This window comes from Anaerotignum faecicola (genome assembly GCA_024460105.1).
GTDB lineage: Bacteria > Bacillota > Clostridia > Lachnospirales > Anaerotignaceae > JANFXS01.
Genome location: JANFXS010000005.1, coordinates 213,684 through 239,115, shown reverse-complemented (window position 1 = coordinate 239,115; position 25,432 = coordinate 213,684). Strand labels below are relative to the sequence as shown.

Genomic DNA, 25,432 nt, shown 5'->3' with positions numbered 1-25,432 from the left:
TCTTATATTAAAGTTCTCCCGCTTAGGATATCTCATTCTTCATAAGATTTCCACTAGCTTCTTTTTTATTTCCGTTGAATTACTTTCGCCCTCTCGGGCTTAGAATTAACTATGGGTTTAGTTTAATACGCTATTTATTTTTCAAAGTTCAACAGTGCGAGATTTATTATAGCAATACAACCTTTATTTGTCAACACCTTTTTTAAATTTTTTTCAAAAAAATTTTATTTCATTATTTTTTCAAAAACCTCGCCTATATTCCGGTGTATAATAAGGTCAGCCCTGCTGTCAAAACCGGTGGTTCCTTTATTAATCAATACAAGCCTGTTTCCGTTATAATAATTAATAAGTCCTGCCGCCGGGTATACTGCAAGCGATGTCCCTCCGACTATAAGCATATCCGCTTCAGATATAAATCTTATCGCCTTGCTGAGTGTATCGCTGTTCAAGCTTTCTTCATATAATACCACATCCGGGCGGACAATACCAGCACATTTTTTACACTTAGGCACATTTTCTCCGTTTATAACAAAATTTATGTCATATTCCGCACCACATTTCATGCAATAATTTCTATAAAGCGTGCCGTGTAGCTCCAAAACATTCTTGCTTCCCGCCTTTTGATGCAGGTTATCAATATTTTGGGTTATAACCGCTTTGAGTTTTCCTCTTTTTTCAAGCTCCGCAAGAGCGTAATGTGCCGAATTGGGCTTTGCATCCGGATAGAGAAGAAAATTTTTATAATAATCAAAAAATATTTCCGGCTCTTTCATAAAAAAAGTATGGCTAAGTATTGTTTCCGGCCTTACGCCGTATTCGCTAACCGTTTTGTAAATACCGGCCTCTCCCCTGAAATCAGGTATGCCGCTTTCTGTCGATACTCCGGCGCCTCCGAAAAAAACTATATTTCCGCTGTTTTCAATCCATTCCTTTAATTTTTCAATATTCATAGAAATCACCCTTTTAAAGTATACCACAAAATTACAGCATATGGATATTTCTTTTGCGTATTCCTAAATAAATTTTGAGAATACTTATTATTGAGGTGATTAATATGAAAAAGAAATTCCCAAGCGTTTACAACCTTGTCGACGAGGATGCAAACGCAAGAAAATTTTATAATTCCCTGCCTTCTTCCGTTAGAAACGCTATCGGCGACCGGGCTATGCACATCACCACATTTGAACAGCTGAAGCAAAACGCTGAAGAACTTCAAAGCAGGAAATAAACAATGGCGGGGGCAAAAAAGCCCCCTTTTATCTGTTTTGGAAACTTCCCATATACTCTTTCAGCTTGTCCATGTTCATCACAAGTCCGTTTTCACTGCATTTAGCCGTCTCAATAAGCCTGTTAACAGCAATTTCCAGCTCTTTGTCTTTGCGGTTTTTATTCGCGGCAAGAACTTTTAACCCATCCTTGATAACCTTATTCTCCTTCAAATCAAATTCAGCCCCGCTGTATGGGCAGTATACATCGAGCCCTAATTCTTCTTTAAGCGCGGACGAAAATTCCTCACAGGCCATATCGCTGCCGTGAACGACAAAAACCCTTTCAACTTTATTTCCGAAAAATTTTGCCCATGAAATAAGACCGTTTCTGTCGGCGTGGCCGCTGATGCCTGCAAAGCTTACTATCTCTGCATTTACTTTAATTTTTTCATTGAAAAGCTCAACTTTCTCCGCCCCGTCGGCCAAAATTCTCCCTAAACTGCCCGCCGCCTGATAACCGGTTAAAAGCACCGTACACTCAGTCCTCCATAAATTATGTTTGAGATGATGCCTTATACGCCCTCCTTCGCACATACCGGACGCCGAAATAATTATCTTAGAACCTTCAATATTATTTATAGCCCTTGATTCTTCGGCCGTTACGGCAAGTTTCAGTCCCGGAAAGCTTATGGGATCAACGCCTTCTTCCGCAAGCTTTGCCGCCTCTTTGTCAAAACAGCTGTAAACGCTTTCGTTAAATACTTTTATCGCCTCGGCCGCAAGCGGGCTGTCAATATATACTCTGAACCCTTCATGCCCTTTTACCGCGCTTTTATCTTTTATTTCCCTAATATAATAAAGGAGCTCCTGTGTACGTCCCACCGCAAAAGCCGGTATAATCAGATTTCCTCCCCTGTCGAATGTTTTTTGTATAACGCCCGCCAAGAAATCTGTTCCGCAGCGGTTTTTTTCATGCAGACGATCGCCGTAAGTTGATTCCATTATAATGTAATCTGCTTCTTTTATATATTCTGGGTCATTTATTATAGGACGTCCTTTATTTCCTATATCTCCGGAAAAAACTATTTTCTTTGATACTCCGTATTCTGAAATCCATATTTCAATTTCAGCCGAGCCCAGCATATGGCCTGCGTCCCTAAATCTTATTTCCACTCCTTCGCACACTTTAGCTTTTTTATTATAACTGCATGTTCTGAAAAGCTTTAAAGCTCCCTGCACATCTTCCGTAGTATAAATCGGTTCCGCTTTGCTTTCCCCTGCCCTAACCGCCTTCCTGTTCTTCCATTTTGTTTCAAAATCCTGAATTTGCGCGCTGTCTTTTAGCATTATTCCGCAAAGTTTAAAAGTTTCTTCCGTGCAGTATATTTCTCCCCTGAACCCGTTTTTATACAAAGACGGTATTAGCCCAGAATGGTCTATGTGGGCATGTGAAAGGAATATATAATCGATATTTTTTTCGCTAACTGGAATATTTTGATTTTCATATGTATCCCTTCCCTGCTCCATGCCGCAGTCCAAAAGTATACTTTTGCCACATGCCTCAATATAATGACAGCTCCCGGTAACCTCATGAGCCGCGCCTAAAAATGTCAGTTTCAAATAATCATCTCCCGTAAACTGCTGTGTTTTAAGATTTATTATCTGTTTTTTGCAGGAAATTATACTTTAACCGGGCATAAAACCGCACAAAATCTTACATATTATTTAAGACTGTGCCGAATACATTCCACATATTATTAATTTGTGATATTATAAAAATAAGAAATGGGGGTTTTTATGGATAAAAATGTCATTGGAAACATACCTGTATTTATAATTTTATTTTTTGCTTTCAGCGTTATAGGCTGGATATACGAAGTAATACTGGCCCTTTTATACGGCTGGGGATTTGTAAACCGAGGCTTTTTAATAGGGCCATATCTGCCTGTATATGGATTCGGAGCGCTTGTGCTGATAATAACCCTTAAACCAATTATGGAAAAAAATCTTCCCATATTCGGTATTAATGCCGCCCCGGCTGTTGTTTTTATACTTATTGTCATCATTACGTCAATAATCGAGTATATAACCGGCTGGGCTATGGAAGCAATATTTGATCTCCGTCTTTGGGATTACAGCAGTGACTGGATGAATTTAAACGGTTATATCTGTCCGCGTACAAGTATACGTTTCGGCATAGGCGGTATGTTTTTCCTATATGTACTTAAACCTTTTTTTATAAAAATAATAGGGAACATAGAACCGCGCATTGTACGCATGACATCATACATAATTGCCGCCGTTATGATTGCCGATTTTGTATTTGCTTTGATAAGAAACTAAAAAACAGGCTGAATATCGTCAGCCTGTTTTTTAGTTTCTTACTATACTGTTGTTTGCATATTTACCAATTAATTATCAGACTTCCGTCATCATTCAAAAAAGCCTCTATATGCCGTTTCTATAAATGCATACGACTCTTGCCGTCTGCGTTTTAGCTGCCGTTCATTCATTCCACATAAATACGAGCCGAATGAACGGCATTAAGATCCATAAAGCGGCAATGTCAAAATATTATAATCTCATATCATAGTTGTTGCATCCCGGCATGTTCTTTGTTATTATTAACTATATTTGTTTTAGTTTTATGTAAATTCACGCCCATCTTTACTTCAATCACACCATTTATTCTGACTTACTGATTTTCTGTTGTCAAAATGCTGCCGCATATTTATTACAGCAAATCTCATAGAATTAACAACACATTTTTAAAATATAACATACTGTTAGCCGGAAATTATCGCTTACTTTTCCTTTTTTATCATGTAGGACTGTAAACTCTTTTGACACCCATTCTTTTCATAAAATTGCTCTGCTGCCGGTTGAGAACCGAAATATAACATTGTAGGCGTATTGTCTTTTGCAAGTTGGAGAAGTTTGCTTCCAATCCCCTGTTTTTGATATTGGGGAAGAACAAGCAGCTCTGTAATTGTTCCAAAATAGTAACCGTCGGAAAGAACCCGCAGACACCCTACTAAATTTTCATTGTCATAGGCTGTTATATTCATTGTTTTAGATAACGCCCGCCTTGTTTGCTCCATATCATAATCGCCTTGCCATACTTGATTAACAAAAGAAATAAACATTGATACATCAAGGTCTTTATCGTCTACTTTATAGTCCATTATTGTTCCTCCGACATCCGATTTCTTGTTCCGCTTAATTCCACGATAAGTAAAAAGTTACTTAAAAGCCTTTAATCGAAAACATTTTAGTTGGGTTGTTCAAACTCGACGTGTTCTTTTTGATTATTAACTGTATTTATTTAAGTTTCATACAAATACACACCATTTTTTACTTCAATTACATCATTTATTCTGGCTTACTGATTTTTTGTTGCCAAAATGTTGCCACTCTGTTTAATCAAAATACGCTTACGCTGTTTGTTCTATACAGTATCTATATATCAACTCATCTAATTCTTCATCCTCCATAGGCCCTCCATTTTCAGCATAAAAATGCGGCAGTTTTTGATGATATTCTCTCAAAGCATCATTATCCTTTTTAGTATAAGAAACAGATTCGTCATATTGCCAATGTTCTCCCGAAAATCTTTTCGCCTTTACTATTTCTTTCTTTGGAATAGGTTTATCCCCATCCATATATCCGCCTTCTTCACGAACGCGTTCAAGTATAATTCTGTTAAAATACTGGCTTATACGAAACAAATATTTTTTTCTAACAATATGTTTTGGGACAACAAGCAGTTCTTTATTGTCGACACAATATGATGCTCTTTCTATTATTTTCCAACATAACTCATTCACATCCCATGTCCAAAACTGTAAAAATCTGTTGCTCTCCACACCATATTTCTCCATCTGTTTTAATGTAAAGTTATTTAACTGCTCATGAAGAATATTTGTAATCAAATCTGACAGACCCTCTTCTGCAAAATTGGGAATCAACAATGGGAGATCTTCCGCTTTTTTCATTGTAGAGATTGTTGGAAGAAGTTCTTCTAAAGGAGCAAATATTTCAAGCAACCCATTTACTGTGTTTCCTTTTCCATTGTCACCACGCCCAAAGCCAAAACGAGTTCCATTCTGCTCTCCACCATGTGACAACAATTCCCTCTTTCTGTCTATATCTTTCTCTCTATACGCTTTGTAAAACTCATCGAAAAATGATTGAATTCTCTTATTCGCTTCTTGACACCATTCGTCATCCGCTAATTCAATTAGCAACGGATCTATAAACAACAAATTGTCATCATTTACCGCTGCATCTACAAAATCATAATAGAGATGCCCCTTTACTCCTTTATTCCAATATTCTGATACATAATGCTTCTTCATAATTTACATCCTTTCTTCCCAATGAGATATTTGGGATTTTAGATTTCATTTTTGGGTATAAAAAATACACCCTGTTACATTTTTTTCTTGAAATCTGTCAAGGATGTGCTATACTATTCTTGCAGAGAAATGTGTATAGCACATTGACAGAGGCACATCAAAGCTATTGCAGTAGCTACTGATGTGCTTTTTGTTTATATTTGGTTCTTTTAATAATTCCCATCCACCTCCTTATTTTCTTCATTCTCAAGCGCATCCAATACAGAAATATATAAAATTCTATCCTCTGTATCAAACTTAGCAACATAACGAATTGCCGGATTAAATTTCAACCCAGTTAATGTTGACAGGTATTTCACAAAATCTTTGCACCCAATTCTCACCCATCCGTTCTTCATTCTGCTGTAAAATTTATATGATTTTACATTTTCAGTGCCGTCATATTGCTTTACGCCAATGGTCATTGTCTTTTCATCAAAGCCTACAACCACTTCTTCAGGATTTCCAAGCAGCGATATAGAAGGCAAATTAAATCCAAGTGCCAATTCACTAATTGTAATATATGGTGCACCAGCCGCAACACAATTCCAATCAAAATTAAATTTCACAAATCCACCTCCCTCGCACTCGATAATCTCTAACGATTTAAATTATATACCAACCGCATCACAATATCAACATGGTTATTGCAAGAGAAAAACACTAAATACTTTTTTATTTCACAATTAACATTCCATTAAAGCACAAATTCCAAACATCGCAAATCTTATAAAAAAGGAACTCACTCCTCTTTGGATGAGGATTGAAGTTCCTTTTCAACTAGCATTACAAACTAAAATCAAACACCTACTAATGAGCATTTTGTGTTATATATATCTTTTCATTTCCATTTGTTTTTGTATATCAATAATTTATCATCGAAATCAACTTAATATTTCTTCAACGATGTTTCTGTGGTGTGTTAGTATTACCAAGTTCTTTATCTCGGCCCCAAAAACTTATCCCCGTTCAAGTGTATCATGTGCTCCGGCATCTCTGCAATCCAAACTTCCGTTTCCCACGCCAATGCCTCAGAAAATTTCTTATATGTCTTAAAATCCAGAAAAGCTGTGGCAAAAATCTTTCCAGCTGTAACATTTTCTGTCATTTCAGTGATTTCAATGATTCGTTTGGGATCCATCGGTCCTACAGAAGTTACGGATTCTATAAAATAAATCCAATTTTTATCTTATCTGTACAAAACAACATCAGGCATTTTGTCATGTAAAGTAATTTCAAATCCTAGCTCTGTCAATTTCTCAACATTCTTAACCAAATCTTTTTCTGTAGTATCGCCTACATATAAACACTCTGCATTAGGGGCGAATCTCGGAGCAAATTCTCCAATGATAGCCTTCTGTAATTCATTATGTTTTCCAGCAGAAAATTTAAAGTCTGCCCCATTGATTTTTACTGGCATCATTGTCATTTTCTTTTTTGAAGCATAAATATCAATCAATTTATCATGGTATGTCAGAAAACGATTTAAGGATTTTTGCCATTCCACAGACTGAAATGTTTTCAACATCTTTAAAGTTTCCTCAGTAAGCCTATATCTGTAATTAGGACTATTGGTTGCCTTTCCATTGTCTTCGACTAATGCTGCAGTTCTAAATCTATGCAACGCCTGTTTACGAAATGTTTCCCGACTATTTTCTGCATAAGTAGTTCCATATAAGGTGTTAGAAAACTGAATAATATCATGAATACGAATCCATTCATTCTTTGCTTCATCCCATCGCATATCCGGTTTAATATCTGCCATTGCAAGCAGAACATAACAGCATATATCTGCTTGTTGTGCTTTTGGCATACCCACTAATTCCAAAAATTTTCTTGCTTCTTCAATTTTATCCACAATATTCCTCCAAAATCAAATCACAGTTGCTTTCCGATAAATCCTTTGTCCTCATCAATTTTTTGCCCATCTCTTGTATGCTTTCTATATCCGGCACTGGCATCGAATTTACTTCCGTAGAATTTACCTGCGTAGAATCATTTAAAATCCTGTAGTATTCATCATACAAAGTAGAATTAAAAAGTACATACAACCCATATACTAAACATTCTGACATCTCCCCCGACAATCCATCAATAAAATTGATTTTATTTTGTGTACTGATTTTCTCATATTGCGGGTAATTCTTTGCCAAATAAATTCCACATTGTAATCTGCGTGGTTCTTCTTTTGCTGTAAATCTCTTTACAAACAAATAATTTTTATTGTCCTGCATAAGTCCACGTAGATCTGTTACTACATATTCATGCTCTTTCTGAATCGGGAATTCCACCGTTCCCCGTTTAATATGCTGTGAATAAAACAGTGGAATCGCACCATCTTCTTCATCATCACGAAGTATATCACGATTTCTAAAATCTACAGTCAATCCCGTTTTCATTTTAACGCCTATGTCCGGTAATGTGCAGTTAAACCTGTGCAAGCGTTCTAATACAGCAACTTCTTCATTATTTGTTACCAAATATACATAGTAATCTTCTCCCGAAACTACCAGAGAATATGGTACTGTCAAAGAAGTTATTTCATCAAAATCTTTATTGGATTTAGAAGAAGTAATCTTCACTTCTTCTGGGCTTTTATTTGTTTTTCTAACTTTTATAATGATTGTTTCCTGTAAAACATCTTCTTTATCAAACACTTTGCTTCGACTAACAAACAAATGAATGTGTTCCAATTTCCCATGTGTCAAAAAATATTGGCGAAATCTCTTAAAATATGCTCCCGATGTCCATGAACGTGGAATAATATAGACCATTTCGCCATTATCTTTTAAATTAAAGAGTCCCATAGCCGCAAATATAAAATACATATTGGGTGCTCCATAACATACTTCCGGCATAGCTGTTGCTTCTGGTGCATTTTTGGGTATTTTCATATATGGCGGGTTTCCAATCACATAATCAAATTTAGGCGGGGTAGTATTTCCTCCTATCATTGAATTAAAATCTAAATATTGACTTGTGATATAGTTTTCTGTCTTAATATCATATTTGATCCTTTTTGTGGAATTTTCCTTGCAATACTCCAGGTTTTCTTTTAAAAGTTCTAAAACACTTTCATCACTCTCATAACAAACCAAGTCGATTTCTGCTATATAATCAAACTGTTCAATCCATTCAATGAAAGCACATGACAATATACCAGAACCTGCACCTGCGTCCAAAACCTTTATACATGATTTTCCTGCCGGATGTTTATATAAACTTGCCATAAATCTTGCCGTTTCCATACTTGTAAAAAACTGCCCATACTTCTTCCGTTCCTTTTTAGGCATATTTTCTATATACAAATTTGTGAGTTCAATAATTTTCTCTAACACTTCATCTCACCTCATGCTTATCTACATAAATCAATTATACTCAATAATCGGGTCTTTTCAACTGACGGAACCTTTTTTCTAACCCGTTTACTATGTGCTAAACCATTATTGTCACTTATTTTTTTCTTCTATAAAAAATATCCTTTTATAAATTCCGCATATGAACCATTGTTCTGGTAAATATGTATTCTTAAAAAACCTTATATTTTAAAACGCAAAAATCTTTGCAAATAAAAATATAATTCCGCCCGCCATAAAAAAGCTTAATATCGCTATTGCCGCTGAACTCTTTTTCCCCATACCCCATTTTACAACAGACAGATACATAGCGTCAAAAACGTCCGCAACAAAACAGAACTGAAGTATGCAATGCAGAATCATTTCGCCAAATCCGATTTTTCCCGCATCATAACTTATCCTTGCCGCCTGGACTCCGTAAAACGCCCCGGGTATAAGCATAACCCATGATAAAAGAAATGCAATTACAAAAAACGGAATCGTAATTGGAAAAGCAAATATAATTGTTCCGCGGCTGGCAACTAATGCGATAAACGATATAAATGCAAACATTAAAAAATTCAGCAGGAAAAAAACAACAAGGCCATATTTTAATATAAGCATGGAATTGATACAATACCCGGTTCTCCCATCGGCCGCCGATTTAAAAGATTTTAATATATTTAAACAACCAATACTCATAACAATGGAAAAATACAATATTATAAATATAACGGCCGCAATTAAAGGCATAATCGCAATTAACAGCATATTTACCGGCAAAATAAAAGTTAAAGCCGCTAAATAATATATTTGCAGAGTGTAACCGAATTTGCTTTTTCCGTTTTCCATTCGCTCTCCTCCAAACCAATTTATTTACAGATATTAAACTTTATGCAATTGCGCATGAAAACATTTAAATTTAAAATCTTCCGAAATATTTAAAAAGGATGTTTCCAGACAGGAAACATCCTTTTATATTTATTAATAATGCATAACTTGCCGTATATATACGGCATAATATTGGTATAAGAAAATCGGAAATTACCTCTTTGAGAACTGAGGCGCGCGACGAGCTGCCTTGAGGCCGTATTGCGCGAGTTTTTGAGCTGTTTTTCCTTGATATTCTGGGCTTTTCCGGCTTTCTGCTTCTCAGTTATCCGGTATGCGGACCATAAAAAACGGCCCTTTTTCATTCAGCGACAGGCTGATGAAACGCACCATTTACTACCCCAAATAGCTCCTCTGGTTTATTGTACTTCACTTTTGCATAGATGTCCATAGTTGTTTTGCTGTTTTCGTGTCCGGCAAGGTACTGCACTGTCTTTGGATCAACGCCCGCATAGAGAAGATTGGTGATGTAAGTGTGCCGTAGCTGATGGGGTGTCACATCGAAGTCCAGCGTATATTTGATTTTGGGTTGATTCTTTTGGGTCATGCCCAGCGTTGGAGTAACCGTATATTTGATACTCTCCCCATTTACATACTTATAATAGTTCCGGGGCTTGGTGGACCGAACAACTACATACTGCCACACTCTTTGAAACTGCGAAGCAGCCAGCGGCTCCCCTTTGCTGTCAGCAATCACATAATCTGATATGGAATTCTCTTTCGCTTCTCTTAGACAATCCACCAAGCACTTCGGTATCGGAATATCCCTTTTTGCCGCCGGAGTTTTTAGCACCGTAGAAATCACGGGCCTGTTATGCTCTGTACGCCATGCCCGCCTTACTGATAGATACGGGGTGGTCTCGTCCAGAAATACACAATCCCATTGCAGTGCAAGAATTTCTTCCCGACGCAGACCGGAATACAAACCGAGCATAATAAACAAATATGGAGGAAGCCCCTTGACTGTATCCAGAAGCACGGCTACCTGTTGATCTGTCAATGCCTCCTTCTTTTTTGTCGGTTTTCCGCCTTTACCAGATATTCCTGCACAGGGGTTGTGTTCAAGGATTTTGTTTCGCTCTGCTGTATAAAAAATGCACTTGAGCAGCATATTGACCTTATTATATAAGCCTTCCGATTTCTTTGACAATGGAACAAGCGCCAGCCGAATATCGTCAGCGGTCACTTCTTCCATATACATCTCTCCCAGAGGTTTTATGATATAGTTTGTCATATCCCTCGTATAACCTCTGAGTGTAGACGCAGACACTTTTGCCGACTGCATCAGCAGCCACTTCTCTCCATACTCGGCTACTGTCGGGTGCTGCCGGTGAAAGATAATTTCTTCCACCTGCTTCCGGGCCTCTAACTGCTTCTCATACAATTCTTCACAAGTAGCGGCATACAAACTCAATTCTTTGCCATCTGCATCCGTAATCCTGGTTCTGTAATACTGGATTCCTTTCAATGTAATGGTCCCATACTTCGGGATCTGTGTTTTCTTTTTTGCCATCTTTGATCGTCCTTTCTTGATAATGTGTAGTCTCCGTATCTACACTCTCTTTTTATCAGAAAGCCTCGATTTAATCAAAGATACGGCTGATGTAAAACAAAGAGCGAGACATCCTTGCCTCGCTCCTGCTTTACTTCCTATTTTATTATTACTGTGCTGTGTCCCAGCTTGCAAACGCGCAACTCATTGATCTGACCAGTTCATCCGGCCTGTTATACTTAACCTTTGCATAGATGTCCATGGTGATCTTGCTGCTTTCATGGCCTGCCAGGTATTGAACCGTTTTGGGATCTACCGACGCATGAATAAGATTGGTGATGTAAGTATGCCGCAGCTGATGGGGTGTTACCTCAAAGTCCAGACTGTAAACCACTTTTCCGTTATGAGCAGCCTTTTCTCCCAAGACAGGTGTGACAGTATGCCTTACTCTTTTTCCATCTTCATACCGGTAATAGCTCCGTTCCTTGACCGTTCTCGTAACAATATACTGCCACAGCCGCTTAAACTGCGTATAGGACAATGGATCGCCATCCCGGTTTGAAACTACATACTCCGAAGTCGAGGCTTCCTTTGCTGCTTTCAAGCACTCAGCCAAACAAACAGGAAGGGGGATATTTCTCTCCGCAGCCTTGGTTTTCAATTCATCTGAGATCACCGGTCTGTTGTGTTCTGTGTGCCATGCCCGCCTTACCGTCAGATATGGAGTATCCGTATCCAGATATACTGAATCCCATTGCAGAGCAAGAATTTCTTCCCGGCGCAGCCCTGCATATAAACCAATCATGACAAAGACATAAGGCGGCAAATCTCGGATAGCATCCAAAAGGCGCTCTGCCTGTTCATCTGTCAAAGCCTGACGATCCTCTTGTGGAACACCGCCACCTTTTGTCGTCAGATAAATCGTCGGGTTATGGTCAATGATCCTGCTTTCCATCGCTGCGCGAAAGATAGACTTATAGAGAATTACCACAGATTTATAAACCGATGCGGATTTCTTGGAAACCGGAACAAGGGCAAGCTGAATATCATCCAGGCTAACCTCTCCCATCCGTTTATCTCCCAATTCCGCTATAATATGCCGCCTGACCTTTGAGGTGTAATCCGTCAAAGTAGTAGCTCGTACATGAACCGACTGCATCAGCAGCCACTTTTCACAATACTCTGCAACTGTGGGCGTTTTCCGATGAAAAGTGGCATTCTCAATCTGTTCCAATGCAAGCGTTTCTTTGTTATATAGTTCTTCAGGTGTTTTTGCGTAGATAGCTACGAGCTTACCATTCGCATCTTTAATTCTGGTCCTATAATATAGGACACCTCTTTTCATGACTGTGCCATATTGAGGAAGTATTATTTTTCTATTTGCCAATTCCTCCACCTCCTAAGAATAATCTCCAGCGCTGTACCTTTGTTTTATCAAACATCTCTGATTCCATCAAGGATACGGACTGGCTCACGATCTTCCGCTTCGAGGTTTACGGTAAGTTGCGCTTCTCTCAACAGGCTTTGCCCTGTGCGTGCATTTTGCGATATACTCCTGGAGACCTGCCGCAGTAAAATACACACAGCCATTCTGAACATACTGCACATAAGAGATCAAGCCGTTGTTACGGGCGGCATCCAGCGTTGCTATGCTGATTCCTAAGATTTCAGCAGCTTCTTTTCGTGTAATGAGCTTTTCCATAGACTATATTCCCTCCAATCTGTCAAGGTTATCATAGTGCTTTCAAAATCACATGAATACGCTGGCAGCCGAAACTGCCAGCGCATGGTATCTGATTTTGAATAGAAAGCGGCCACCCAAAAGAGCAGTCTCTTCCTATTTTAATATGACTCAATTCTCGTCACATTTGCCACGCAACCCTGACGATGGGAACATAACAGGTCTCCGCTGGCGCGGTTGTCATAACTCCGCAGCGTCGTTTTACTCGTGCGCCGTAGGGTTCCCCCCAAGTCTTTAGGAGGCCGTGAGGAAGTATCTTTAAGCCCCCGTGCAGTCCTCGCGGCAGATCTGCCATCATCCGCTTTGTGGAATCGTAGATCGCTCCGAAATAGCTCTGTTCATCACCTCCCTAGCTGCTCCATCTTCGCGGCGTTCCACACTCGCTCGTACACGGGTTATGTACCTGTTATGCTGTCTATGAAATTGTCAAAGTGCTGTTGAAGGGGGAAAACTTGTCCTTCTAATAGTAATGAAAAAAAGAGCAAGATTTTCGCTATGCTAATCAAACTTTTTCAAATTTTTAGCCAGCCATTTCAAACCGCGTTGGATGCTGTCATACACTCTACTGAGATCAACGCCTTCTGTCTTGGCAATTTCTTTAACTGTCATACCCAGATAAAACCGAGCATAAATCCTCTTTGCCTGCTTCTCCGGTAAGGCCATCACCGCAGAATAGAGCTGTTCTCGAAGCTGCTTTTCCTCCATGAGCATTTCTGGCGTCGGCGGCTGATACACTACCTGTTTCTCTATACCATTATCACAGTCCAGAGAATAGTACGCTTTGTAGTTATACATCTGGCGCTGGCGTGCAGCTTCTGCTCGCTTATCTGTCAGGAATACTTCTTGTACTTCACTGCTTACTTCTATAAAAACATCCGTTTTGTATATATCAGGATACAACTCCCTAAGATTGACTTTCTTCATTATGTACCTCCATTTCGATTCATGGGCGATTAGCGAGTGAATCGAATGGAGGTGGTGATCGGCAGCGACATACTTCGGGGGCTTTCCCGAAAAACCGATACCAAAAAGCGCCAGCTCCCCACAATTGGAAACTGGCGCAACAAAAATACCTACTATTTTGCTGATTTAGATGGAATGATAATACTGATTGATAGTCATACCTCCCCGGAGGAGGGACAAGACTTTTTTTAATTGATGAAGCTCATGGGTGCTATGAATGACGATAATTGCCATGGCGGTATCCTCCTGTGTACCGCCCTCTTAATCGCATGAGCATCGTTGGAAAAACAAAAAGAAACGGCGGCTCTGATTTCTCAAAGCCGCCACTTCATAGGTGCATAGAAATATGTCTGCTGTACGACGGCTTTTTTTCTTTTGCCATCGTTCGGCAGATTTAATCACATTTTCTATCTTACTTTTAATTCTATGATAAAAACCAAATGTTGCAGAAATCTCCTAATCGCTTTCTTTTTCAGCAAGAAAACAGGCTGAATTGCTTCATTTTTGTAGCAATTCAATTTTTATCTCATTTCCGGTCGAAGAATAACCCGTTTGAATAAGAACATTGTTGCACCAAAATAGGTCAGGTAGATTGCACAGAATAGCAGAATCGTCACCAGACCATAAAGAGGTACAAGTCCCTGCTGCAAGATTGCCTCTCCGAAAAAGAACTGTGCCCCTGCTATCAGCAAAATCGTCAGCAAAAGAGGGAATAGCAGTGGGATCAAAAAGACTGTGGACAGTTCCCTGCGAATCAGGGAAGCCTGCCTGTGGCCCGGTACACCCAAACGGTCAATGACTGCATAATTCTTCTGGTTTTTGTCTATGGCAGAAAGCTGCTCAAATGCAAGAACCGAGCAGGATAGGATGATAAAAATAATGCTTAAATACAATCCGCAGAACGAAATAGCTGTAAATCCAGTCAGCGAATTGGCAACACCCCACGCCTTTACTGTAACACCCATCGTTACTTTTTCCGGGAGCTGTTGACCGGACTGCAATTCCGGCTGCCATTTCCCACTGTTCAGGAATTGCTTCAAGTCGCTTTTCAATTCCGGGTATCCGCCATCTTCCAGTTTCATCGCCAGACGGATTTTTTCTCCGACTAATTGTGAAGTTGCTTCATCCGGCAGAACAAGTACATATCCCTTCGTTCCGGCCATTTGATACTGCTCCATCGGCTCCGTCAGGATTGGTGTCTCTGCAATAGTCAAGGTTCGACCATTTAATGTGATCTCCGGCTGCTGCTTCAAGCCCTGCCGGATTCCGTCCATATAGTTCCATGTATCACAATGAACCAAAAATTCGTTGTTGCCCATGACAACAGGAGAAAGCCCCAGGATTTCACGCAGATGGTTATAGTCGGACAAGGACAAGGCTTCAATCGGTTTTTCAGGAACCGCATACAGATAATAGCTCACAGAATCCTCGACTCCACAATGCTCCTCTGTAAAGGAAACGATGGAATCCATGTTGGATTTTTCTAAAGGTGCATCAATCGCCACGCCTGCATCATAGGGATAATAGGCTTTCATGTTGGCTTTGTAGCCTGCTCCCATTGTAAGCCCCACAAACATGGTTGCCAGGGATATGGTTAAAAGAATCGCCACCACAGCCATTGTCCGGCCAGCAGAATGGATGCGCCGCCCAATCTGCCCCAGGAAGAACAGATTTTCTTCTTTGTACTTATGGCGCAGATTTTGTTTTGCAAATCGGTGCAGCAAAAGCGGAATCTGGCGATGCAGCTCGTAAACACCCACCAGAATGAGCAGGCAGGCTCCGCCAAGGTACAAAAATGCTTCATTGGTTTGTGTCTGAAGCATCCGCCCAAGCAAAATCACGCCTGCAACCATTGCAGCGATTGAGAGCAATACTACCAAAAGACTATGGCGGAATGATTTGAAACGGTATTCTTCATTCTTGCGGTTATCATACAGCAGATCGATTACTTTCTGATGCCGGATAATCTTTGCTGCTCGGAGCATCCCAAAACCATACATCAAGGCAAAAAACAAAAATGTTACTGCCCATGCCTGGAGAGAAAAGGAAACCTGATAGGTATGCGGCACCTCAAAGATATTTTTTACCACCTGATTCAGCAAACCGGAAAGCCCTGTGCCAACCAAAGAACCAAGCAGAAAGGCCCCAGTGCCGATGATACTGTTTTCAGCAAGGAACAAATTCCGTACTGTCTTTGATTCCATGCCAATCAATTCGTAGGTTGCAAACTCCTTTTTCCGTCGTCCCAGCATAAAGCGGATCGCATAACCGATCACAAACGAGGACATAAAAGCAACCAGAGCTGACATAAGCAGAATTCCAGTAGTCAGCATCGACATATTTTCTGCCATAGCAAGAACATCTGATGAAAAGCCCAATGCCAAAAATGAGTACATCAATGCCGCAGTCAAGGTAAGCGTCACAAAGTAAATGATATAATCCCGCAGGCTTCTGCGAATATTTTGAATTGCTAACTTCCAGTACATCATCACACCCCCTCAATCTGAATTGGATGTGGATTTGCTGAATAATATCCATGTGCTGATATAATAGCAAACCAAAAGCAAAATAAGTACAGCGACCGTAATGCCCACTTGCAGGAGCAATTTATCAAATCCAATATAAGAAGCGATCTCATTTGAGACAGATTGAATAAAATAAGCTACCACAACGAAGGATACAATAACCGCTACTGTAATCGGTAAACCAAACCACACTCTAAGCTGTTTTCGCATCAATTTCTTTATATCGGATTCCTCTGTCCCCAATTTACGCAAAACTCCAAAACGATATTTATATTTTCCTGCATCTAAGAGTTGCTGCAAAGAAAGTATTGTGAGGCACATTACCATTAAAACCACAGCGCCATAAATCATCGCTGTCTTTAGAATGAAGTTCATACCCTTTGTTTCATTGATTTGCAGCGTACTCAATCGAATGGAATACCCAACACCCTTTTCCGAAAGTTCTGGATAGACCTTTATAAACCTGTTTTCTAAGGCCGCTGCATCTGAGTAGGAAAGTTCTTTTGATGTCTGGATATAACGGTTCCGCTTGACAGAAAGAAGGTTTTGACAAACACTATCTGGAAATACATATACAACTTGTGTATAGGAATTGTATAAGGTTTCGCCCATTGCCTCTTGATAACTGGCCTGTTCAGAAAGCGTTAACCTTCCTACATCGGTATCTACCACTGCATGACTGCGTATAAATTCTTCTTGTTCATCCGTTGTTGCAGTTGTATGCCATTGGGTCGTAAACTCATTTTCTTCAAGCGTAATAGCCTCATATCCCAGCATTTCCCTGATAGCATTATAATCGCTAAGAGAAATAGCAACCACAGGAAATTCATGTTTTACACGGTCATGAAAATCTTCACAATTTGGAAGATAAAGGCTAAAGGCACAGTCTGCGCTTACCGCAATTCCTTCTTCCGTCAAAAAATCTGTGACCGCTTCATAATCGCCTGTTGGCAAATCCTTTTTTTCGTACACATCATTATATCGGGAATTGATCTGAACATCATACATGGAGCGACTATCCAAATACCCCGTACTCCATTCTGTCAGTACTGGTGCGATAATGAACATAAGAATGGCTATTGTCAGCGTAATGCAAATCAAGGTCATTGTTTTTGTCGTTGTTGTGAGCTTGGATATGATCTGTCCAAAGAAAAACAGGTTATTACCTTGATACCTGTGTGCAGGGGATTTGCTTTTCCATGCAACAATCGCGCTGCTGGACAGATAAATAATTCCGCATATCAAAAAAAGTAAATCTGCAACAACGAACAGCAAATATTGATTGATCGTACCAGCGCCCAGAGTTAGATAATACTTGCTTTCAAAAACCGGTACGAGAGCTGCAAGTACAGTATTTGGAACTGTGCAGGCTAAGAGACCGATAAGCAAAGTTTGCAATGTCCATACTTTCTTTTTGAGTAGCCAAACGAACGACCACAGCAGGGTGAGCGCCGGAAAAATGATATTTCCCCAAAACAAGATGTGGAGAGGAAAAGCAAATCGTGGATCAAAGAAAAAGATCATCTTTTGAATCCCTGTTTCCAACATCCATATAGAAAGCACCAAGTAGATCACAAGGATTGTCGGTATAAACCGGTTCTTCTTCAAATCAGGTTCATTTTGTCTGTCCGCAGACAGCATATCAATAATCTTGATCTTACGAATAGTACGGACATTGAACAGTCCAACCACGAAAAAACTGATTGTGAAAAAGCCGACTGTCCAAAGAACGGTATCGGGGAACAGTGTCCATGTCAGCTCATAACTATGACCATAGGAAGCGAGCAGCATAGCGGACATAAATTGCGAACACAACACACCAAGAGCAATACCAAGAGCAATAGATATAGCCCCCATCAAAAAAGTTTCTGCAAAAAAGAGCCAGCCGATTGTTTTTTGCTCCATCCCCATAATAGATTGTACGGCAAATTCCTTTTGCTTGCGCCGCAGCATATAGCTGTTTACATAGCGTATCAGGAACAATAACAACAGCGTGATCGCACAGACCGCCAATTTGATACCATCACTAAACGCTGTAATTTCATAAGCAGTTCCAATATCTGGCTGGTAGTAGCTGCTCGATATAGATAGAAACGCATAAAACAAAGTAACGCAGATCGTCAAGGTAACAATATAGATTAGATAGTCCTTTGCAGAGCGTTTCGCATTTCTAAAAATCAATTTAGCGTACATCGCTCATGCCCCCTCCCATCATGGTGAGGACATCCAGGATTTTTTCAAAGAAAGTCCTGCGGGAATCACCACCCTTACGGATTTCCATAAAGATTGCCCCGTCCCTCATAAAGAGAATACGATTGGCATAGCTTGCCGAGAAAGCATCGTGTGTCACCATCAGGATCGTGGCTCCGAGATCTTCGTTGATACTCTGGATCGTCGAGAGCAGCATCTGGGACGAGTGACTGTCTAACGCACCGGTGGGTTCATCCGCCAAAATCAGCTTAGGCTGGTTGATAATGGCTCTGGCACAGGCGCACCGCTGCTTCTGGCCGCCGGACACCTGATAGGGGTACTTATCCAGAATATCCGTGATATTCAGCTTTCCGGCCATTTCCCGCACCCGCCCATCAATCTCGCCTGCGGGAACCTTGTTGATGGTCAGCGCCAGGGCTATGTTTTCCGAAATGGTCAGCGTGTCCAGCAGGTTAAAATCCTGGAACACAAATCCAAGATTTTCCCGGCGAAACCGGGCAATTTGTTTTTCATTGATTTCCGTCACATCGGTTCCATCCAGATAGATATGTCCCGCACTGACGGTATCAATGGTGGAAATACAGTTGAGCAGGGTGGTCTTGCCGGAACCGGATGCTCCCATGATTCCTACAAATTCTCCCTCTTGAACGGAAAAGCTGATGTCCTGAATTGCTTTTGTAACATTCCCGCCATTTCCGTAATATTTTTGGATATGATCCAGTTTCAAAATTTCTTTCATTGTTATCACCTCTGATCTCTATTGTAAAATAAGAGCGGCTTCGTTTGTATCAAGTTTTCTTACAAAGTTCTAACAAAAATGTAAGAAGTGCAGAACGCTTTTCAGTCCTGCACTTCATGAATCAGACAGTTGATGTGAAAAGAAAGGGAAACGGCTGTGCCATGTTCCGACGATTCCGCCGCAATGCCAATGCCCAGCTTTTCACAAAGCCGTTTGCACAGATACAGACCAATTCCTGTGGATTGCTGAATCTTGCGACCGTTCTGGCCTGTAAATCCCTTTTCAAAAATACGGGGCAGATCGGACGCAGCAATTCCGATTCCATTATCCTCCACGACAAGGACAACCTGATCCTGCCGTTTATGGGTGGAAATGCGGAGAACCGGCTGTTCCGTACGATACTTGACCGCATTGGCAATCAGTTGATTTAGGATAAAACGCACCCACTTTTCATCTGAATAAACCGTATCCTGCATTTCCTCCACTTCCAGACGCATACCACTTTGGAGCAGCAGATATTTATTATCTGCAATCGCCCCATGCACCACTTGGGACAGCGCCATTTCCCGTACAGAATAATCTTTCTCTGTATGTTCGCTGCGGGCGTAATAAAGAGCCTGTTCGGTAAAGCGGTTGGTCTTTTCCAGCTCCAGCAGAAGTTCTTTTGTCCAGTCCATCCGATGATTTTCACATAGGAGTTTCATGGCAGTAATGGGCGTTTTGATTTCGTGAATCCATTGTTCAATGTATTCCTTGTACTCCAGGCGTTCCCGCTCGATCTCTCCAATCTGCTCCAACATGGATTTTCCGGCCATTTTCAAAAGCTGATAGTAAACCTGGTCCTCGGCCTGTTCTGGTAGCTCCATCACTTCGGAAATGAGGTATCTTTCGGAAAGCTGCTCCGCCATATCCAGAAGTTTTTTCATCTGCCGTTTCCGTTTCCAGTAAGTGAGGATAAGTCCCATCAGCAAAATCAATGCCCATACGATCAGGATCAATACTACTGCGGAAACCGAATTGCCGCACACCAGCAGAAATACAGTGAGCGCAGCCATACAAACAAGGTTTGTCAGCAGAAATGGCAGCCTGTTTTTCCAATATCGTCTGCTGTTCATATCGTGTACCCCTGTCGGTGCTTTGTCTTGATAAAATCCGTCAAACCAATGCTCGCCAATTTTTCCCGTATGCGGTTAATATTGACACTCAAAGCATTATCATCCACATACAACTGATTGTCCCACAAATACTCAACAATATCTCCGCGAGAACAGATTTTTCCTCCGTTCTTGAAAAGGTAATAGAGAATTTTCAATTCGTTCTTGGTAAGCTCTACGCTCTGTCCATGATAGTCCAGACTGCTGGATTCCAGATGCAGCACTGTATCTCCATAGACGATCTGTTCCCTTTGCTGTGCGGGATAGGCTTTCTTCAGCAGAGAAGCAATTTTCGCAAGCAGGATCGCTGTGTTATAGGGCTTCGTAATAAAAGCGTCTCCGCCCAGCATGATGCTATTCAGTTCGTCCATATCCGTGTTGCAGCTTGTCACAAAGATGATTGGCACTTCAGAAAATGTGCGAACCTCGGTGCAGAGAGAAAAGCCACTGGTTCCCGGCAGTTTGATGTCCAGCAAAATCAAATGTGGCTGTTCAGCTTTGATACGGTCGATCGCATCAGAAAAATTCTCCGGAGCCACCGTTTCATAGCCATTGCTTTGCAGCAGCGTTTTCAATTCATTCCGTATCAACGGATCATCTTCTATTATCAATATTTTTTCTTTCATATCAGCCTCCGTAAAAAATGCGATATGCAGTTGCTCATTCTCCCATTGATATTCGAATAAGTCAAGTATATATGTTAAAGCAAACTACCCTTTAACCCTTTTTTGAAAACCAGTACAGCTCTTTCGGTTCCCCAAAAAGACATCGTAACAAGTCGATAGCTTTCCTTTTCCATTTCTTCTATTTTTGCATTGATTTTCTCTGTTACATTTTCCACGGTAATTCCTTCTACTAATTCTGTCCGATACATCATATTTTTACCTCCATAAGCACTCAATTCAAAACCAATTCGCTTTTTCTGCTTTGAATTGAGGGGTATCGCCTTCCTGGTATGGATTATAGGTATTGCGATTACACCCAAATTCTTTTAATGCCTTTATTTTATTGTCCTCTGTCCATTCAACCAAAGAAATGCCGTCAAATTCCTCTATACTTCCATTGTTCATTTCATTTTTGAAATACCACTCTACAATCGTTTGATCTCCCTTATGAAAAAATTGCTTGATTTCCCAAATAACTACCTTGCCACGGGTATTCCATTCCTGAAACCAATGCTTTACTGTTTTTCGGTTGTTATACTGGGGACTCCAGCTTTCTGTATAGATTACATCTTCTGTAAAAATATCATCAATGCCCATATCCTGCTGATTGAGCCACATATCAAACCATAGTCGGATTGTTTTTTCTCGTTCATTCATGATATGAACACCTCACCATTCTTTTGTCTTACCTTCGCGTTTGTTCTGCATAACCTGGGTTTGATATACGAGAACAGGAATCAGAGAAACCAAGGCAAGCACACCAAAAACTACCGAACATTTTGCAACCGCAAATATTGCGAACATAAGCAGGATCAGCAGCCACGGATTACGCAGATTTCTGTAATAGTTTTCCTTGTCCTCATAAGAAGTATGAAGTTCAAATGGCTTACCGTCATTATCTTTTTCTACAATCAACAATTCCCGATTAAAGGTGGTGACATTTGTTGCTATGCGTCCGCCTTTTTCAGCCCATGGCCGTAGGCGTACTTTACCAACAGAGTAGTTCAGGTTGATGTTTTTATAAAATACTTTGTAACCCATCCCCTCTAAAAACTCATGATAATCGGACGCGTTGGCTTTCGATTTTTGCCCGATAAACTCCACGCAGTATTTTACCTGATCCGGTTTACACGCCTCAAATTCATACAACATTTTTTCCGTCCGAATCAGACGATAGCCCTTTTCAGACATTTTATTCAACCAATGTTCCTGGGCAGTCAACAAACCGCCAAAGAAACGATAACACTTTTTGCTCATACTGCACCTCCAATAATTCCATTGGCCACTCCTACAAGTTCATTGAGCCTTATAAGTTCCTTTTCTGCAATTTCTTTTCCTTGTGTTGTGATGAGATATTCTTTTTTCCGTCCCGCACTATCTCCAAAAGGTGCAATCCAGCCTTTTTCCTGCAACGAGTTCAACGCACCATATAAAGTACCTGCCCCCAGCGTGAGCCGCCCTTTTGTACTATCTTCAATAAATTGCATGACAGCATATCCATGTTTCGGGGTATAAAGGGAGAGCAAAATAAAGAATGTCACCTCTGTGAGCGCACCACCTTTCGCATTGTCTCGCATAACACCTGCCTCCTTATTACGGTTACTGTAATAAATATATCACTAACCGTAATAGAAGTCAATAACGATCCAAAATATAACAGCAAACTTAAAAAGCGGGGCAGCACACGCCGCCCCGCCGATCCTATATGCTTATTCCATCGCTCGCATTTCTTCCACAAGCGATTGATTTTTCTGCCTGCGCATTGTCCAGAAGGACAGAATAACCTCCAGACCAAACAGCACCAGAACGAACAGACCCATTTGCAGGAAGGGGAAGGAATATGGCATGATGACTCCATGGAAAGTCATTTCACTGAATTTCCGGGCAGCAATCACTGCAATCGGGAGGCCCGCTGCCAGGGTTGCCAATGCAGCAAAAAACGCATAGCAGATCCCTTCATAAATGGTCATTTGACAAAGCTGTTTTCTGGTCAGACCGATGGCGCGAAAGACGCTGTTTTCCCTCTTTCTGGACATCTGATTGGAGAGGGTGGTGTTGATGAGATTGACCACGCCAAAGAGGAATACCAGCCAGGACAGTGCCTGAAGCCCTCCAAAAACGACCCTGTTTTCCATTTCCTCATAATCCTTATGTATCCCAATGGTGTCCAGTGCAAGGTCGGGATCAGAAGAAATGATCGCGCTCAGACTGTTTTCAATCTGCTCTGCCTTTTGGGGATCACTGACAATGCTCCAAGAATAATCAAAGCAATCGATCATGGGCATTGCTTCCTGAAACAGCTCTTTGGTTGCAACCATGCAGGTGCTGTCCAATGCCAGAGGACCATGACCATTTTTAAGCCCGTCGTTTAGGAACAGACCGGAAACAGTGACAGGAATCTCTTGATCCCCTATGGTAAGTTTTATAACTGACCCCACATCTACACCAATCATATCTTCTGCATATTCCATATCCAGTGCAATACTATGGGAATCTTGAGGTAAAGTTCCGGACACAAGCGCCGCTTCCATCTGATCCCTGTTTCTATCACTCAACAGATCGCACATTCCGCCGGAAGAACTCTCCTCATTCTCAAACCGCACATGAACCGCCTGACGATTCTCGATCACATCTGTCACGCCGTCCACAGCCAGCACCTCCTGCCGAAGCGCTTCATTCAAAGGATTTCCCTCCGACATTACCTCATATTCTGTTTTTTCAGAGTTCATATAGATTTTATAATCCCCATCCGGGAAAAACTGCCTTGCGATCCGCTCCGGCGAACGAACCAGAAGAACAGAGGCTGTCACCAAAAGGATTATCCCGCCCAGACTCAGGGAAGCCACGATACTGATGGTCTTTTTACGGTCACGCCTGAAATTTGCAATTCCCATGGAGAGGGGATTTAACCGCATATTCTTCTTATGGGTGTGGGCCTTTCCGCTCTGACTGCCGGTAAAGCGGACCGCTTCAATCGGAGAGATACCGGCGGCAATCTTTACCGGTCTGCGGATCGCAATGGATACCATAAACCTGCCAAGCAGCGCAGTCAAAACAACCGCAGCAGCATAAAACGGCAGATGAAACCCACGGGAAAACAGCGCAAACCCGGCTGCACATCCCAGCAAAATACCGATTCCGATACCAGCCCATCCTAAGAAACGGCCTTCCTTTTTGACAATACTCCGGATCTGCTTTGGCGTTGTGCCGATGGTCCGCAGCTGTCCATAGCTTTGGATTTTGTCATTGATCGAGATTCGGAAGATACTTTGTATCACAACATACCCTCCGATGATGACCAGGACTGCGATTCCGGCAACCAGCGCAAGCATACTGACATTCACCGGCTGCTTATAGAATTTCATATAGCTGAGGTTCATGACCGGCATTTCCAGCTGATATTCCTTGGCAATCTCCCGGCTACGGGCAGTCAGCTCTGTTTCATCCATCTGCTGCTCATTCTTAAAATGCACATAGGCACGATAATCAGCGGGGTCGTAGCCGCTCCATCCCTTCAGGGCTTCTTTGGAAAGAAGGATGGATGTGCCATTTACCTCTTTTTCCTTATAGCCTTCCATAATGCCAGTCACCGTGTATTCTCCGTGAAAGCTCTCGCTGCTTAGCATAACCTTTTCACCTATCCCGGCGTCTGCACCATAGTTGGAAAGGAAATAACGGCTCACCACCACCTCATCCTCCTTTTGGGGCAGTCGGCCTTCCAGCAACCTCATCTGGTCACGGGCAATATACATCGTTTCCTCATCACAATAAATATAGGAGGCATTGTATCCCTGCTCCGCAGGTTCCACAGCCAGCATATAATACTCTCCTACCCTTGAGAAGTCATCCAGCCCCTTCAGGGTGGACACATCTTCTTCGGTAATCCTGGTATAGACCGCCTCATAGGTATCCTCCACATGATTTTTCTCTATCTGCCGGGTAGACAAAGCCATCACAATCGAAAAACAAATCAGACAGGATGCCAGCGCAACGGCGATCACCACCATGAGATTCCGACGCTTCTCACTTTTCAAACTTTTTCTTGCCAGTTTCCTGACAATATTTCCTGTATCATTCTCAAATGGTACTGTCATTTTGATCATCTCCTTTA

General features: G+C 41.2%; 24 protein-coding genes and 1 pseudogene. 3 read left to right on the top strand and 22 right to left on the bottom strand.

Annotated features, from left to right (window positions below; translation table 11 throughout):
* Positions 1 to 224: 224 nt before the first annotated feature.
* Positions 225 to 950, bottom strand: a complete 726-nt coding sequence (locus NE664_10210) for an NAD-dependent protein deacylase (protein MCQ4727016.1) — start codon at positions 948 to 950, stop codon at positions 225 to 227.
* A 104-nt stretch (positions 951 to 1,054) separates the two neighbouring features.
* On the opposite strand from NE664_10210, the gene NE664_10205 reads away from it, so the two are divergent.
* The gene (locus tag NE664_10205) at positions 1,055 to 1,228 is read left to right on the top strand and encodes a hypothetical protein (protein MCQ4727015.1); all 174 of its coding nucleotides are present in this window, start codon (positions 1,055 to 1,057) and stop codon (positions 1,226 to 1,228) included.
* A 28-nt stretch (positions 1,229 to 1,256) separates the two neighbouring features.
* On the opposite strand, the gene NE664_10200 is transcribed toward NE664_10205, so the two are convergent.
* Positions 1,257 to 2,828 carry an MBL fold metallo-hydrolase gene (locus tag NE664_10200; GenBank protein ID MCQ4727014.1) on the bottom strand — a complete coding sequence of 524 codons (1,572 nt, stop codon included), beginning with the start codon at positions 2,826 to 2,828 and terminating at the stop codon, positions 1,257 to 1,259.
* Between the two features lie 177 nt (positions 2,829 to 3,005).
* Here NE664_10200 and NE664_10195 point away from each other — a divergent pair, with 177 nt between their 5' ends.
* On the top strand, positions 3,006 to 3,551 hold the full coding sequence (locus NE664_10195) for a putative ABC transporter permease (GenBank protein ID MCQ4727013.1): 546 nt from the start codon (positions 3,006 to 3,008) through the stop codon (positions 3,549 to 3,551).
* Between the two features lie 461 nt (positions 3,552 to 4,012).
* On the opposite strand, the gene NE664_10190 is transcribed toward NE664_10195, so the two are convergent.
* From NE664_10190 to NE664_10145, 10 genes and pseudogenes are all read right to left on the bottom strand, one after another.
* On the bottom strand, positions 4,013 to 4,393 hold the full coding sequence (locus tag NE664_10190) for a GNAT family N-acetyltransferase (GenBank protein MCQ4727012.1): 381 nt from the start codon (positions 4,391 to 4,393) through the stop codon (positions 4,013 to 4,015).
* Positions 4,394 to 4,642: 249 nt separating this feature from the next.
* Positions 4,643 to 5,566, bottom strand: a complete 924-nt coding sequence (locus NE664_10185) for a hypothetical protein (protein MCQ4727011.1) — start codon at positions 5,564 to 5,566, stop codon at positions 4,643 to 4,645.
* Between the two features lie 209 nt (positions 5,567 to 5,775).
* Positions 5,776 to 6,174: a hypothetical protein gene (locus tag NE664_10180; protein MCQ4727010.1), complete on the bottom strand. Its 399-nt coding sequence runs from the start codon at positions 6,172 to 6,174 to the stop codon at positions 5,776 to 5,778.
* 371 nt (positions 6,175 to 6,545) lie between these two features.
* Positions 6,546 to 7,418: pseudogene (locus NE664_10175) on the bottom strand (restriction endonuclease).
* A 37-nt stretch (positions 7,419 to 7,455) separates the two neighbouring features.
* Positions 7,456 to 8,943, bottom strand: coding sequence for an Eco57I restriction-modification methylase domain-containing protein (locus NE664_10170; GenBank protein ID MCQ4727009.1), 1,488 nt, complete (start codon positions 8,941 to 8,943; stop codon positions 7,456 to 7,458).
* Positions 8,944 to 9,150: 207 nt separating this feature from the next.
* Entirely contained in the window at positions 9,151 to 9,792 is a 642-nt protein-coding gene (locus tag NE664_10165) for a hypothetical protein (protein ID MCQ4727008.1), read from the bottom strand.
* A 340-nt stretch (positions 9,793 to 10,132) separates the two neighbouring features.
* On the bottom strand, positions 10,133 to 11,344 hold the full coding sequence (locus NE664_10160) for a site-specific integrase (protein MCQ4727007.1): 1,212 nt from the start codon (positions 11,342 to 11,344) through the stop codon (positions 10,133 to 10,135).
* Between the two features lie 148 nt (positions 11,345 to 11,492).
* A complete protein-coding gene (locus tag NE664_10155) occupies positions 11,493 to 12,710 on the bottom strand; it encodes a site-specific integrase (GenBank protein ID MCQ4727006.1) in 1,218 nt (405 codons plus the stop codon).
* A gap of 84 nt (positions 12,711 to 12,794) precedes the next feature.
* Positions 12,795 to 13,025 (bottom strand): helix-turn-helix domain-containing protein, encoded by a 231-nt coding sequence (locus NE664_10150; protein MCQ4727005.1) that lies wholly within the window; start codon positions 13,023 to 13,025, stop codon positions 12,795 to 12,797.
* Between the two features lie 537 nt (positions 13,026 to 13,562).
* Entirely contained in the window at positions 13,563 to 13,988 is a 426-nt protein-coding gene (locus NE664_10145; protein MCQ4727004.1) for a sigma-70 family RNA polymerase sigma factor, read from the bottom strand.
* Positions 13,989 to 14,033: 45 nt separating this feature from the next.
* Here NE664_10145 and NE664_10140 point away from each other — a divergent pair, with 45 nt between their 5' ends.
* Positions 14,034 to 14,219 (top strand): hypothetical protein, encoded by a 186-nt coding sequence (locus NE664_10140; protein ID MCQ4727003.1) that lies wholly within the window; start codon positions 14,034 to 14,036, stop codon positions 14,217 to 14,219.
* Between the two features lie 329 nt (positions 14,220 to 14,548).
* On the opposite strand, the gene NE664_10135 is transcribed toward NE664_10140, so the two are convergent.
* The 10 genes from NE664_10135 to NE664_10090 form a co-directional block, all read right to left on the bottom strand.
* Positions 14,549 to 16,516: an ABC transporter permease gene (locus NE664_10135; GenBank protein ID MCQ4727002.1), complete on the bottom strand. Its 1,968-nt coding sequence runs from the start codon at positions 16,514 to 16,516 to the stop codon at positions 14,549 to 14,551.
* A 9-nt stretch (positions 16,517 to 16,525) separates the two neighbouring features.
* The gene (locus tag NE664_10130) at positions 16,526 to 18,745 is read right to left on the bottom strand and encodes an ABC transporter permease (GenBank protein MCQ4727001.1); all 2,220 of its coding nucleotides are present in this window, start codon (positions 18,743 to 18,745) and stop codon (positions 16,526 to 16,528) included.
* Entirely contained in the window at positions 18,735 to 19,502 is a 768-nt protein-coding gene (locus tag NE664_10125) for an ABC transporter ATP-binding protein (GenBank protein MCQ4727000.1), read from the bottom strand. Before NE664_10125 ends, NE664_10130 begins: the two co-directional genes overlap by 11 nt.
* Before the next feature lie 101 nt (positions 19,503 to 19,603).
* Positions 19,604 to 20,617 carry a sensor histidine kinase gene (locus tag NE664_10120; protein MCQ4726999.1) on the bottom strand — a complete coding sequence of 338 codons (1,014 nt, stop codon included), beginning with the start codon at positions 20,615 to 20,617 and terminating at the stop codon, positions 19,604 to 19,606.
* Positions 20,614 to 21,282, bottom strand: a complete 669-nt coding sequence (locus NE664_10115; protein ID MCQ4726998.1) for a response regulator transcription factor — start codon at positions 21,280 to 21,282, stop codon at positions 20,614 to 20,616. The genes NE664_10120 and NE664_10115 overlap by 4 nt, the downstream gene beginning before the upstream one ends.
* Before the next feature lie 74 nt (positions 21,283 to 21,356).
* On the bottom strand, positions 21,357 to 21,533 hold the full coding sequence (locus tag NE664_10110) for a hypothetical protein (GenBank protein ID MCQ4726997.1): 177 nt from the start codon (positions 21,531 to 21,533) through the stop codon (positions 21,357 to 21,359).
* Positions 21,534 to 21,558: 25 nt separating this feature from the next.
* Positions 21,559 to 21,978 (bottom strand): nuclear transport factor 2 family protein, encoded by a 420-nt coding sequence (locus NE664_10105; GenBank protein MCQ4726996.1) that lies wholly within the window; start codon positions 21,976 to 21,978, stop codon positions 21,559 to 21,561.
* 12 nt (positions 21,979 to 21,990) lie between these two features.
* Positions 21,991 to 22,578, bottom strand: a complete 588-nt coding sequence (locus NE664_10100) for a DUF2812 domain-containing protein (GenBank protein ID MCQ4726995.1) — start codon at positions 22,576 to 22,578, stop codon at positions 21,991 to 21,993.
* A complete protein-coding gene (locus NE664_10095; protein MCQ4726994.1) occupies positions 22,575 to 22,898 on the bottom strand; it encodes a PadR family transcriptional regulator in 324 nt (107 codons plus the stop codon). The genes NE664_10100 and NE664_10095 overlap by 4 nt, the downstream gene beginning before the upstream one ends.
* 132 nt (positions 22,899 to 23,030) lie before the next feature.
* Positions 23,031 to 25,415 (bottom strand): ABC transporter permease, encoded by a 2,385-nt coding sequence (locus tag NE664_10090; GenBank protein MCQ4726993.1) that lies wholly within the window; start codon positions 25,413 to 25,415, stop codon positions 23,031 to 23,033.
* Positions 25,416 to 25,432 lie beyond the last annotated feature (17 nt).